The sequence below is a fragment of the Caballeronia sp. LZ003 genome (assembly GCF_031451465.1).
In the GTDB taxonomy this organism is placed as follows: domain Bacteria; phylum Pseudomonadota; class Gammaproteobacteria; order Burkholderiales; family Burkholderiaceae; genus Caballeronia.
Window position 1 is genome coordinate 1205858 of the sequence record NZ_JARUXJ010000003.1, and the last position, 13425, is coordinate 1219282.

10 protein-coding genes are annotated in these 13425 nt (G+C 60.2%); 7 read left to right on the forward strand and 3 right to left on the reverse strand.

Features of this window, described 5'->3' with window-relative positions; translation table 11 throughout:
* Positions 1–97: 97 nt before the first annotated feature.
* The 7 genes from QCE79_RS22675 to QCE79_RS22705 all read left to right on the forward strand — a co-directional run bounded on the left by QCE79_RS22675 (position 98) and on the right by QCE79_RS22705 (position 9778).
* A complete protein-coding gene (locus tag QCE79_RS22675; RefSeq protein ID WP_309848099.1) occupies positions 98–2344 on the forward strand; it encodes a polysaccharide biosynthesis tyrosine autokinase in 2247 nt (748 codons plus the stop codon).
* 80 nt (positions 2345–2424) lie between these two features.
* Positions 2425–3702, forward strand: coding sequence for a Vi polysaccharide biosynthesis UDP-N-acetylglucosamine C-6 dehydrogenase TviB (tviB, locus tag QCE79_RS22680; protein ID WP_250527903.1), 1278 nt, complete (start codon positions 2425–2427; stop codon positions 3700–3702).
* Positions 3703–3720: 18 nt separating this feature from the next.
* Entirely contained in the window at positions 3721–4806 is a 1086-nt protein-coding gene (locus tag QCE79_RS22685) for an SDR family oxidoreductase (protein ID WP_250494117.1), read from the forward strand.
* Positions 4807–4849: 43 nt separating this feature from the next.
* Positions 4850–6187 carry a lipid II flippase MurJ gene (gene murJ / locus QCE79_RS22690; RefSeq protein WP_309848102.1) on the forward strand — a complete coding sequence of 446 codons (1338 nt, stop codon included), beginning with the start codon at positions 4850–4852 and terminating at the stop codon, positions 6185–6187.
* Entirely contained in the window at positions 6184–7362 is a 1179-nt protein-coding gene (locus tag QCE79_RS22695; RefSeq protein WP_309848105.1) for a glycosyltransferase family 4 protein, read from the forward strand. Before murJ ends, QCE79_RS22695 begins: the two co-directional genes overlap by 4 nt.
* A gap of 17 nt (positions 7363–7379) precedes the next feature.
* The gene (locus QCE79_RS22700) at positions 7380–8561 is read left to right on the forward strand and encodes a glycosyltransferase family 4 protein (RefSeq protein ID WP_309848108.1); all 1182 of its coding nucleotides are present in this window, start codon (positions 7380–7382) and stop codon (positions 8559–8561) included.
* Positions 8558–9778 carry a glycosyltransferase gene (locus QCE79_RS22705; protein WP_309848109.1) on the forward strand — a complete coding sequence of 407 codons (1221 nt, stop codon included), beginning with the start codon at positions 8558–8560 and terminating at the stop codon, positions 9776–9778. The genes QCE79_RS22700 and QCE79_RS22705 overlap by 4 nt, the downstream gene beginning before the upstream one ends.
* 31 nt (positions 9779–9809) lie before the next feature.
* Here QCE79_RS22705 and QCE79_RS22710 read toward each other — a convergent pair whose 3' ends face one another.
* The 3 genes from QCE79_RS22710 to QCE79_RS22720 all read right to left on the reverse strand — a co-directional run bounded on the left by QCE79_RS22710 (position 9810) and on the right by QCE79_RS22720 (position 12856).
* Positions 9810–10019 (reverse strand): hypothetical protein, encoded by a 210-nt coding sequence (locus tag QCE79_RS22710; RefSeq protein WP_250510706.1) that lies wholly within the window; start codon positions 10017–10019, stop codon positions 9810–9812.
* Between the two features lie 215 nt (positions 10020–10234).
* Positions 10235–11386: a hypothetical protein gene (locus tag QCE79_RS22715; protein ID WP_309848110.1), complete on the reverse strand. Its 1152-nt coding sequence runs from the start codon at positions 11384–11386 to the stop codon at positions 10235–10237.
* A 615-nt stretch (positions 11387–12001) separates the two neighbouring features.
* Positions 12002–12856, reverse strand: a complete 855-nt coding sequence (locus QCE79_RS22720; protein WP_309848111.1) for a GNAT family N-acetyltransferase — start codon at positions 12854–12856, stop codon at positions 12002–12004.
* Positions 12857–13425: the final 569 nt, after the last annotated feature.

The window sequence follows — 13425 nt, forward strand, 5'->3', positions numbered from 1 at the left end:
ATCGGCGGCACCTTCGCGAGACGGCTCGGCAGGCCCTTATCAGCATGTCGTCTTCAAGCCTCGTTTGAATTAACCATAAGATTCGGGATCTGCTCACATGATTGCGAGTGATAAATCGTCTGAAGAAGCCGGCGTTGAATCCGATGACGAAATTCCTTTCGCAGCGCTGATTGATACGATTATTAACCACCGCATTCTTATTAGCACGGTGGTTTGTCTCGCGCTATTGATTGGCGCCGCGTATGCCTATCTAAGTCCACCGATTTTCCAATCCGCCATTCTCATCAAGGTGGATGACAACAAGGACGTTTCCAATTCACGCGCTGGCGACCCTTTGAGCAATATGTTGCCGACACTCGATGACCGCTCTTCCGCTGAAGGCGAAATTCAGGTGCTGGGTTCGAAGCTCGTCGTCTCGCGCGCCGTCGACGCACTCAAGCTCTATATCAGCGCGCGGCCGTTGCGCCTGCCCTTCATCGGCAGCCGTCTGGTTCATCACGACGGCTCGCTATCCGAGCCGGGCCTCTTCGGCTTCGGCCATTACACCTGGGGCGACGAATCCATCAGCGTCACGGACTTCGACGTGCCGCGCTCGCTCGAAGGCCAGAACTTCCTGCTCACGGCCGGCAGCGACGGCGAATACACGCTCGGCCACCCGGCGCTCGGCGCGCCCGTGACGGGCAAGGTGGGCGAGATTCTGGAAGCGCAAACCGCCAAGGGGCCGGTCAGGCTTTTCGTCTCTTCGCTCAGGGGCAATCCTGGCGCCGGCTTCAACGTCAATCATTACTCGCGTCAATTGACCATCGACGCGATTCAGAACCAGCTCAAGATCAGCGAACAAGGCAACAAGTCGAGCGTGCTGAAGGCGACGCTGGAAAGCGCCGATCCCGTGCAAGTGGCCGCGACCATCAACGAGATCGGGCGGCAGTATGTGCGTCTCAACGGCGACCGCAAGGCGGTGATCGCGGAGAACTCGCTCACTTATCTGCAGCGCCAGTTGCCCGTGCTCAAGCAACAGATGGAAGAAGCGGAGAACGCGTACAACACGTACCGCGACGCCAACTCGCTGCTCGATTCGGACGAAGCCAACCGTCTGCTGCTCAAGCAGACAGCCGACGCCAACGGGCAACTGCTGGCCTTGCGCCATACCCGCGACGATCTCGCCACGACGTTCTCGCCTTCGCATCCACGTGTGGTCGCGGTGGACCGGCAGATCGCCGCGACTCAGCAATTCCTCGAAAAACTCAACGACCGCACCCGCTCGATGCCGATGGCCGAGCAAGGCGCACTGCGCCTCTTGCGTAACGTGCGCGTGAATACCGATCTCTATACGGCGCTGCGCAACAACATCGAAGAGATGATGCTCATCAAGGCGGGCAAGGCGGCATCGGTGCAACTGATCGATATCGCCGACGTGCCTGAACAACCGGTCAAGCCAGTCAAGCTACTGGCGCTCGCCATCGCGCTCGTGCTCGGTCTCTTCTTCGGCATCGGGCTCGCGATGCTTCTCGATCGCGTCTTCCGTGGCGTCACGGACACGCAGGAGATCGAGATCGAGACGGGCCTTTCCGTATTCGCAACCATTCCGAAGAGCGCGCGGCAAGCTGCGCTGACGACCGCCATCGGTGGATCCGCGCCGCGTCAGGCCGTGCTCGCCGCGCAGTTCCCGAAGGACCCGACCGTGGAGGCGCTGCGCATCCTGCGCTCCGCGTTGCAATTCACGCTGGTCGGCGCGCGCAACAACGTCGTGATGATCGCCGGGCCGCTGCCGGGCGTGGGCAAGTCGTTTCTCTCCGCGAACCTCGCCACCGTGCTGGCTTCGGGCGGCACGCGCGTGCTCCTGATCGACGCCGACTTGCGCAAGGGTTATCTGCACAAGCAGTTCGGGCTCGATCCGGGACCGGGTCTCGCCGACATGCTGGCGGGCAACCGCACGCTCGAGGCCACCGTGAATCGCCAGGTGTTTCCGAACCTCGATGTGCTGCAAGGCGGTCCTTATCCGTCGACGCCGGCCGAGCTGCTTCTGCGAGCGAAGTATCGCGAAGTGATCGACGAGGCATCGAAGGCCTACGACATCGTGCTGGTCGACGCGCCGGCCGTGCTCGCCGTATCCGATGCGGGCGCCATTGCGCCGGCCGCAGGCAGCATTTTTCTGGTTTCGTCTTACGGGCAGACGCGCGTCGGTGAAATCAAGGAATCGATCAAGCGCCTCAATCAAACCGGCGCACGCGTGACGGGCGTGCTGCTCAACAGCGTCGCATTGCATACCGCCAATACCGCGCTCGCGGGGCGCTATGGCAGCAGCGCTTATGTCGCGCATAACTACGAGTCGGCGCCCGACTGAAGCGAGAGGACATCCGGCTTTAACGGATATGCGGTAACCCAATCACAACCTTGCGTTGCTTCGAGACTGGAGACACCTCAATGCGTTCGCTCACGGACCAGAAGATCGCCGTCATCGGGCTGGGCTATGTCGGCCTGCCCCTCGCGGTGGAGTTCAGCAAGCATCACGCGGTAGTCGGCTTCGACGTGAACCGTCATCGCATCGACTCGTTGCGCGAAGGACACGACGCCACGCTGGAAGTCGGCGACGACGAGCTGCATGCGGCGCAATCGCTTGCATTCACCGACGATCCCGAAGCGCTCAAGGATTGCACCGTGTTCATCGCCACGGTGCCGACGCCGATCGACCGGCACAAGCGCCCCGACCTCGGCATGCTGCTGCGCGCAAGCGAAACGATAGGCGGCGCGCTCAAACCGGGCGACGTGGTGATCTATGAATCGACCGTGTATCCGGGCGTGACCGAGGAGGAGTGCGTGCCCGTGCTCGAACGCGTGTCGGGCTTGCGCTTCAATGTCGATTTCTTCGCGGGCTACAGCCCCGAGCGGATCAACCCGGGCGACAAGCTGCATCGCTTGCCGGACATCAAGAAAGTGACATCAGGGTCCACCCCCGAAGTGGCCGAGGCGGTAGATGAACTGTACAGACAGATCATCACCGCCGGCACGCACAAGGCCGCGAGCATTCGCGTGGCAGAAGCGGCAAAGGCAATCGAGAACACACAGCGCGACGTGAACATCGCGCTCGTCAACGAGTTGTCGATCATCTTCAACAAGATGGGTATCGACACCGAAGCCGTGCTGCTCGCCGCCGGCACGAAATGGAACTTCCTGAACTTCAGGCCCGGACTCGTGGGCGGTCACTGCATCGGCGTGGACCCGTACTACCTGACGCACATGGCGCAGTCGATCGGCTACAACCCGGAAATCATTCTCGCCGGACGGCGCCTGAACGACAGCATGGGCACGTATGCGGTCTCGCAACTCGTCAAGGCGATGACGCGTGCGCGCATCTATATTCCCGGCGCGCGCGTGCTCGTCATGGGACTCGCGTTCAAGGAGAACTGTCCGGACATGCGCAACTCGCGTGTGGTGGACATCGTCACTGAACTCACGCAATACGGCACGAATGTCGATGTCTACGACCCGTGGATCTCGCGTGAAGACGCGTTCCACGAATACGGCATCCAGCCCGTGGAAGAGCCTGCCAAGGGCGTGTACGACGCGATCGTCGTGGCGGTATCGCACCGGCAATTCACGGAAATGGGCGCGGCCGCGCTGCATGCGTACGGCAAGGAGCAACACGTCGTCTACGATCTGAAATACGTTCTTCCCGCCGACGCAAGCGACTTGCGCCTGTAGTGCAGGCATAAAATGACAATGAACGATCGATACGAAAGCGTGCGCGAACAATTGCGCGCACGTCCGGAGACATGGCTCATCACGGGCGTGGCCGGCTTCATCGGCTCCAACTTGCTCGAAGCGTTGCTCGCGCTCGATCAGCGCGTGGTCGGACTCGATAACTTCGCGACCGGGCACGAACGCAATCTCGAAGAAGTGCGCGAGAGCGTCGATGAAAGGCAGTGGCGGCGCTTTCGCTTCATCGAAGGCGACATCCGCAATCTGCTCGATTGTCAGGCGGCCATGCAAGGCGTGGATCACGTGCTGCACGAAGCGGCGCTCGGTTCGGTGCCGCGCTCGGTGGCCGACCCCATCGCCACGCACGAAACGAATTTGAGCGGCTTCCTGAACGTGCTATGCGCCGCGCGCGATGCGCAAGTGCAGAGCTTCACGTATGCGGCATCGAGTTCGACATATGGCGATCATCCCGGCTTGCCGAAGGTGGAAGATCGCATCGGCCAGCCGCTCTCGCCTTACGCGGTCACGAAATATGCGAACGAGCTCTATGCGTCGGTGTTCGCACGCGCTTACGGCTTCAATGCGACGGGCCTGCGCTACTTCAACGTCTTCGGCAAGCGTCAGGACCCGGATGGCGCTTATGCCGCCGTGATTCCGAAGTGGACGGCCGCGCTCATCAACGACGAGATCGTGACCATCAACGGCGACGGTGAAACGAGCCGCGATTTCTGTTTCGTCGATAACGTCGTGCAGATGAACCTGCTCGCGGCCAAGGCGGATGCCGCGGCCCGCGGTCAGGTCTACAACGTCGCCGTGGGCGATCGCACGACGCTCGGACAACTCTTCGCGGAACTCAAGCGTCTGCTCGCCGCGCACGGCATCGCTTACGAGCGCGATGCTCAGTTTGGACCTTTTCGAGCGGGCGATGTCCGTCATTCGCAAGCCGATGTCGGCAAGGCCGAACGTCTGCTCGGTTATGACGGCAAGGTGCCGTTTGCGGAAGGACTCGCGCGCGCGATGCCGTGGTACATCCGCTTTCTGGCAGAACGTGCTGGCCACGAGCCGAACCGCGTCGACGCGCTCTCGGCCATGGCCAGCGGAAAGTGAGGCCGCCGCGTTGATATCACAATTCGCCGCGTTGAGAGACCGCTTGCTGCAGCTTCATCCCGACCATCTTCGCGCTGCGCGGGGTATGTCGAGAGTGGCGGCGTTCGTGCTGATCGGGCGCTCCGCGGGCGCGTTCAAGGAGATGGTGATCGCATATCGCTACGGCATCAGCAACGTGGTCGATGCCTATCAGATCACCCTCATGCTGGTTTCGTGGCTGCCGTCGGCGTGCTCCGCCATCTTCGCCATCGTTCTGGTGCCTGCATTCGTCGATCTGCGCAAGCAATCCGCGAGCGAAGAAGCGCAATTCCTGAGCGAACTCGTTACATGGTCGGCCGTGGTGGGACTTGGTTTCACCGCGATCCTGTATCTGATCTGGCCATACGTTCTGCGGCTCATGGCGGGCAATCTCGCCGTCGAGACGCAGGACATGGCGCATCACATGATGATGGTGATGGCGCCCATCGGCGTCCTCATCATGATGGTCACGGCCTACTCGACGCGTCTGCAATCGAGCGAGCGCCATATCGCGACCTTGCTCGACGGTCTGCCTGCCGTAATGACGCTTCTGCTCGTGCTGTTCTTTACCGGCAATAGCGCAATGCAGCCGCTCATGTACGGGACGTTACTCGGATATGTCGCGCTGGTTCTGGTGCTGAGGCCGCTCGGCGGCAAGGTCGATAACAACTATGCGCGCTTGAGCTTCACGTTCCGCTCGCGCAAATGGCCGCCCGTCTATCACGCGGTACGCGTCTTCATGCTCGGTCAACTGGTGGTGTGCTGCACACCCGCGATCGATCAATATTTCGTCGCTCATCTGGGCGATGGCGCGGTCGCGACCCTCGGCTATGCGAACCGCGTGTTCGGTCTGATCATCAGCATGGGCGCGCTTGCCATTGCGCAGGGCACCTTGCCGGTGCTGTCCGACATTCTCGGCCGCGACGATCACAAGCGCGCGCGTCATACCGCGTTCCAATGGTCGCTTTTGATGCTCGGCGCGGGAACCGTCTGCGCGGCGATTGCATACCCGCTTGCGCCGTGGATGGTCGGTGTGCTCTTTCAGCGTGGCGCGTTCACCGCGCAGAACACGGAACTGGTCGCGGAACTCATGCGCTTTTCGCTCGTGCAGTTGCCGTTCTACTTCGCCTCGCTCGTGATGATGAACCTGTTGTCGGTCGAGGGACGTTACAAGGAGATGGCCATCATTACCGCACTGGGGTTTATCGTCAAAGTCGCAGCCAACACATTGCTCACGCGCTGGATCGGCATGCCGGGCGTGGTCGTCGCGACCGGCGTGATGCAGGCATCCGTCTTTTGCCTCTCGATGCTCTTCACGCGACGCATCCCGCCGCTGCGACCGACCGGAGGATTGGCTGCATGAACATCATGCTGTTGGTGAGCTCGATGGGCAGCGGCGGCGCCGAGCGCGTGGCCGCCACACTCGTGGATGCATGGAGCGAGCGCGGCGACAAGGTCACGCTCGTCGCCACGTATAGCCGCAAGCGCGCGTGCTTTTATGCGCTATCCGACAAGGTGCGCTTCATCCAGCTTGCGGATCGGATCACGCCCACGCGCAATAAGGTTTTTGGCTACATGCAACGGCACCGGGCGTTGCGCAAGCTGATACGCGAGACCAATCCGGACGTGGTGATCAGCTTCCTCACCAACGTGAACGTGGCGAGCATTCTCGCTTGCGCGGGTCTGCGCGTTCCGGTCATTGCATGCGAACACAACGATCCTTCCGTCGATGGCCGCACGCCGTTCTGGAAGTTCGCCACGCGCCTCGCTTATCCGCATGCGCGCGCCGTCACGGTACTGACCGACAACGTCGTTGCGCCGTTCAACGCGATGGTGCCCGGCATCAAGCACACGGCGGTCATGCCGAACCCGCTGCCCGACGAACTGTTCCACCAGCCCGCGCCAACGGCAAGCCCCGATGAACGCATGCGGCTCGTTTCGCTCGGAAGGCTGCATCCGCAAAAAAACTACGGCTTATTGATCGATTCGTTCGCGGCCATCGCCCATGAATTTCCACAGTGGGATGTGTGGATCTGGGGCGAAGGAGCGGAACGCATGACGTTGCAATCGCGAATCCAGCAGCGCGGCATGAGCGGACGCATCTTCATGCCTGGCGTCACCGACAAGCCGTGGACCGAAGTGCTGCGCTCGCAGGCCTTCGTCATGTCCTCGCGATTCGAAGGCTTTGGACTTGCGCTGGCCGAGAGCATGGCGCTCGGCGTGCCGGCAGTGGCAGTCGACTGCCCGAGCGGTCCACGCGATATCACGCGCGATGGCGAAGACGCCTTGCTCGTGCCACCTGGCGATCCCATTGCGCTCGCGCACGCATTGCGCCGCATGCTTGCCGACGAAGGTTTGCGCAAAGCGCTCTCCGTCAAGGGCGCGCAATCGGTACGCGCGCGCTATGCCGTCAGCACCATCCTGCGGGCGTGGGACGAACTCTTCGCGCGCGTGGGTATCAGCGAAACGAAAACATCGACCGGTACGGATACTGGCCTGCGTCATGCAGAAGCATCGAGCCCCGGCACGTTGAACTAGATCCTGAGAGGCAGGCGATGAACAAGGTCATTCTCTTTGCGAATACCGACTGGTATCTCTACAACTTCCGTCTTTCGCTTGCCAATCGACTTCGCGATCTCGGGCATGAAGTCATATTGCTTTCGCCGCCCGGCGAATATGGAACGCGCCTGATCGAACTCGGCTTTCGCTGGCATGCGGTGCCGATGGTCCGGCGCAGTCTCAATCCATTGCGCGAACTGAATCTCGTGCTCTGGCTCGCGCGTTTCTTTCGCGCGGAACAGGCTTCGCTCGTGCATGGCTTCACGATCAAGAGCGCGGTCTATGGGTCGCTTGCCGCGAGGCTCGCAGGCGTGCCCGCTCGCGTGAATTCGGTGGCGGGGTTGGGTTACGTTTTCACGAGCCGCGACATGAAAGCGCGCTTTTTACGGCCCGTGGTGCGCCAAGTCCTGCGTCTGGCTCTTGACGGCGAGAACTGTGCGCTGATCCTGCAAAATCCGGACGATGTAGCGATGTTCAAGAGCGCCCGTCTTGCCGATGAACAAGCCATCCACCTCATCAAAGGCTCCGGCGTGAATTGCGCGCGCTTCACGGCGCCCCCCGCCGATGCGCCTCTTTCGCACGCGCCGCTGCGCGTGCTGCTTGCGGCACGCATGCTGTGGGACAAGGGCATTGCCGAATTCATCGAGGCCGCGCGCGTGCTCAAGCGCGAGGGACGCACCATCCGCTTCATTCTTGCGGGGACGCCGGACGCGGGCAATCCCGCTTCGATCGAACAGTCGACGATAGAAGGCTGGGTGAAGGAAGGCCTCGTCGAATGGCGCGGTCATGTCAGCGACATGCCGGGTCTGTTTGCAGAAACGGATGTCATGGCGCTGCCGAGTTATCGCGAAGGCTTGCCAAAGTCCCTTATCGAAGCGGCCGCGTGCGCATTGCCGCTCATCACGACCGATGCACCCGGCTGCCGCGAAGTGGTGAGCCGCAACGGCGAAGACGGGCTCGTGGTGCCGGTGCGCAATGCAACGGCGCTGGCCGACGCCATCCGCCTGCTCGACGACGATCGTCCGCTCGCACGCAAGCTCGGACTCGCCGCGCGCGAGAAGGCGCTGCGCGAATTCGATGAAGCGATCGTCATCGACAGGACCCTTGCGGTGTATCGCGCGCTCGCGCCCGCGACATCGACGGCGAGTGCGACCGCATCCGTCGAGATCACGCCTTGAAGATCGTTCATGTCATCACTGCATTGCCCGCGGACGGCGCGGAGATGATGCTATATCGACTGATTCGCGCATCGCGCGGCGAAGGCGTCGAGCATGTGGTCATCTCGCTGACGTCCGAAGACACGCTGGCGGCGCGCATTCGTAAGGCGGGCGCCGAAGTGCGCATACTCGGCATGAGCAAGAGTCTGCCGGAGCCGCGCAAGTTAGTGCAACTCGTGCGCTGGATCGAGGAACTCGAACCCGATGTCGTTCAAACTTGGCTTTATCACGGCGATCTGATGGGCGGACTCGCGGTCACGGCCGTGAGAGCATGGCGCAAGAAACGGCTGCCGCTCGCCTGGGGCATTCATCACACGGACCTTCGTTCAAGCGGTAGCAGCCGCATGACGCGCTGGGTGACGCGAGCATGCGCGCTGCTGTCGAACCACGTGCCCGATGCGATCATCTGCTGCGGCGAAGCTGCACGGCGCGCGCATGTCGAAGGCGGTTACTGCGCGAAGAAGATGATCGCGGTTCCAAACGGCTTCGAACTCGATGTCTTCAAGCCCGCGCCAGCGTCTCACATGGCATTACGCGAAAACCACGGCTTCGCTGCGGATGCGCCGGTCGTCGGCATCATGGGCCGGTATCACGCGGTCAAGGACTATCCCAACTTCATCGCGGCAGTGCGGCGTGTGCTGCAAGCGTTGCCGCAGTGCCGCTTCGTGATGGCAGGCAATGGACTCGACGATGACAACCGCGAGCTCGTCGAACTCATTCGCAGTGAAGGCGTGGCACATGCGTGCCGCTTGCTTGGACCGCTTAAGCATCCTGAAGCGCTATTGGCGGGGCTCGATGTCTTCTGTCTTTCGTCACGCAGCGAGGGATTGCCGACCGTCATCGGCGAAGCCATGGCATGCGAGACGCCATGCGTGGCGACCGACGTCGGCGATACCGCGTGGCTCATCGGGGAAACGGGAACCGTCGTGCCGCCTCGGAACGCCGATGCACTGGCGCAGGCACTCGTCGACATGTTGATGCTGCCGCGGACGCGGCGCGCGGCGCTCGGCGTGGCGGCGAGAGAGCGAATCGACAGGTTTTTTTCGATCGAAGCCAGTTGGCGTCGCTATGAGGACATCTACTTGCGAATCAGCGAACGAAGGGGCTCAGTGGATGAAGCGTCGGCGCCAGTCGCACAGGTGTCGGCGAAAGAACGACACATTGGTTCCGGTCAATAACCGCGCACCGGAAGATTTTGCACGCGGTTCGTCATTTCGGATGTCCCGAACCCGGCCCGGAATGGCCCGCGCCTTTAGTCTTCAGCTCGCCCGCCTTATGCGAACGTGACCAGATGCTCGTGCGCCCTTGCTCCTCGCGCCGGCGGCGGCGCGAGGGCAGCAGTACGTCGGCAAGCGCGAGCAACGCAAGCGCGACGACAGCGAAGAAGGCGATCGTGCCAATGATGATGGCGAGATCCATTGAATCTCCAGACTTTTCCCGCGTTTTCGGAGATGGCGTTTCGTGACGCCCGATACTTTATTAGAGCACCATCCATGCCAATCGTTTTCGGCATCTCCGTCTAAAAAGCCTGGCATGGTGAAGCGCCGCGCAAAGAAAAATCGGTGCGCCAAGCACCGACACCGGGCGCGCGCTGAAAGCGCGCCCTCTTTTCGACATGTTGCCTCGCTAAACGCTTAACGCGTGTAGACCATGTTGGTGACTTCGACCGTCGGACCGGCGTTGTCCCAATCGGTCTTGCTAAAGCCGAGCGCTGAATGCATATAGACTGGCGACGCACTCGTGATATGACCCGTGACCGAATGGCCGTTTAGCGCAAGGCCACCGACTTCGTACGCGACGTGATTGGCGTTGTTGTCGCGATGGTTCGAGATATCGATCGAGACGACCTTGTTCACCGAACCTGGCAAGGCGCCCAGATAAATCAGAATGCCATAGCGGCAGCTGTTCGTCGTTGGGCTGATGATCTTGATGTTCTGCAGCACGGCGTTGTTGTTGTTGGGTTCGATGTCGAGGCCCGCCGAAGGCAACGTGCCGCCGATGTTTTCCCAGGTCGGCGTATCGAACGTGATATTCGCGCCACTCGTGATCGTTGCGCCCTGACGGCGGCAACCGGTCGCGTGGTGCTTCGTGATGTTGACCGTGTTGCTCGGCGTCGTCAGGCTGCGATACGAGTTGCCGATGTAGATGCCGTCGCCCCAACAGTTGATCGTGGTCGGCGAGGTGATCGTCACGTTGGTCGAACCCGCGATGGAGATGCCCATGCCCTGGCCGCCGTCGTTCGGATCGTTGGTCGCGGAGTTGAGTTCCTTGCTGCCGTCGAGCGAGGCGTTTTCAATCTGCACGTTCTGGGCATCCCAGACGCGCAGGATCTGATAGCTGGCGACGTTGTGCGCGAGCAGCTTGATCGACGCGCCGCTTGCGAAACGCAGGTGTGAGTTCGTGCGCAGGTCGAGGCCGGCCGCATCGATACGGCTCTTGCCGGTGATCAGCAGAATCTTGCCGACTGAACCGTCGATCGCTTTCTGAAGCGCGACGCGGTCGTTGGTAGTGCCATCGCCCTTCACGCCGAAGGACGTGTCGGTGACCGTGCCGGATGTCGTCGCGGCCTGCGTCGACGAAGCGACCGCCGGTGTCGAAGCAGCTTGGGTGCTTGACGCAGAACTGGTGCCGGACGCACGGCGGCGGCGCTTGGAGACGGAATCAGCGACATCTCCTTCACCGCCGCCGCCGCATGCGGCAAGTGCGAGCGATCCGGTGCTGGCCATCACCGCAGTGAGAAACTTGCGACGCGTGAAGATTCGATCGATCTGATCAGCAAATTGCATTGGAGTAACAGGAGTTTTTTTGGTCAAGGACATGAGCTCGAAGTTATCAATGGGCGTCTGACGAACAGATTCGCCGTGTCAGCTTTCGGATTGGATTTTCACGACTCGGATGGCCCTTGGAAGGACCAGCAAACTCGCGCACTCGTTGGAACGGCATCAATTACCTTTATCGAAATTAAGTTCGCCCCCGATAAGGCATTAAATACCGAATACGGATCGTATGATACAGATCGATGTATGACGAATAGAGAGGAATCGTAACTATCTGTAACTGAATAGCGGGGACAGGGCCGAATTTTCTGGCTCACGCAACGCGCGATCGCACGTCAGGCGGGAAATGCGCTTTTCTATTGCGCATATAATCAGATGAATAAGCAATTCTCGAATATTTTGCGAAAAGTAATTCTGTCGCAGTGAAACAACGGCTATTCATTAGATTAATGGAGGAAATTTTCCCTTAATTCTTCTAATCAGCCGATTGTAGATCTTTCAGCAAAATCTCTGATTTTCGTGTTTAGCTTGTTTCCCGCAACGCTGAGCGCACGGAATCAAACAAGCTTAATCGGTCATACTCAAGCCGCTCTGAATTGTGAATAGATTCGCTTCTGAGCCGTTCTACGCCTGTTCTTTACCCAAGGATTTTTCTGGCCGAACGTTCGAACGCCAAATATTAACGCTCGCTTTCTTAAGCATTCGTTGTGCGCCAGAAATGGCAAATGCCACGCGTCCCCAGTTCGTTTGCGCAAGTTGCAGACTGCAAACCATTGCGGTATTGCCCCGGCTCCAGTACGGCTTGAACGTTTCTGCGCCGATGCCGAGGTCGAAATCCAAACGCTGCTCGATTGCCCACCGAACCCATGCCTCGGTTGAAACCGCGCCGGGTGCGAATTTGCCAAAGCGCTTATCGAAACTCGCAATCAGACCGATCATGCTCTTTGCGCCGAGACCGATCATGTTCACGGCGAGAATCTCGTCATCAAGTTTCAGGACCATGAGCTTTGCACATGCGAGAGGATGACAATGATTCAGCAGCTCGATTAGATAATTGCGGAAGGTTTCCTCCCACAGCCAACTGCCCTTCTTGTCGACGCGTTCGCCCCACTCGCGCTTTCTCGCCAGCATCCAGTCGACCATGCGCGCGTTCTCTTCACGGTCGTGCGGGCCGAGAATACACACCTCGAACTTGCCTTCGCGCTCGAGTCGTTCACGCAACTGGCCGGGTCGCTTGCCCGAAAGCTTGCCCAAGCCAATGACGAATTCATCCCAACAATTCACTTCCGAAAGTTTAGCCACGGCATAGGGATGTTCCTTGGCGAGCATGATCCCCGGATGCTCCGCAGCGAGCCGATACAACTCGCTTTTGCAATCGACATACGGAAGCAAAACAATATCGCCCTTCCCTAGGTCACGCGCCGCCTGCCAGATCGATTGCGATAGATCCGGCGATGCATACGCGGGATCGGTCAGCACGGTCGTATAGTCTGCCGATTCAGAGCTAAGTGGCCGAAGCACGTTCCAGAGACGATTGCGCGAACGCACGAGCGGCCAAATGGCGACGATACGTTCCTCGCGCCGCGCAGTAATGATGCAAAGTGACCGTCCCGCAGGTTTGGCGACATGACGCCAAACCAATGAGCAGACCGCAAACGATTCATGATGCCGCCCGTTGGCGAGCGTCCACAGTTCATCCCATTCGTTATGCAGCGCTTCGAATTCGTCAGGACTTTTAATCAGATCGATCACATATTTGGCCGTATTCATCGGGCAGCTCCGGCATCGTTATTCGAGGTCCGCTTGATCATGGATCTGCAACCGCACAAGCGTGCCCTCATAGCGCGCACTTAAGCACAAGCTTGGCTCTCGTTCGAGTCAAGATCTTGCATCGAATAGCAAACTGCCCAACGTGCGATGGCGTACAGTGGTGCATGCGATTGGTCTTTACGCTCCAGTAAGTTCCTATACAGGGTCGCGCAGGAGACGGCGCGACTTCGTCTCGATAGAACGCACATCCTCATGCTGTCACCGGTCCGCGACAAGCG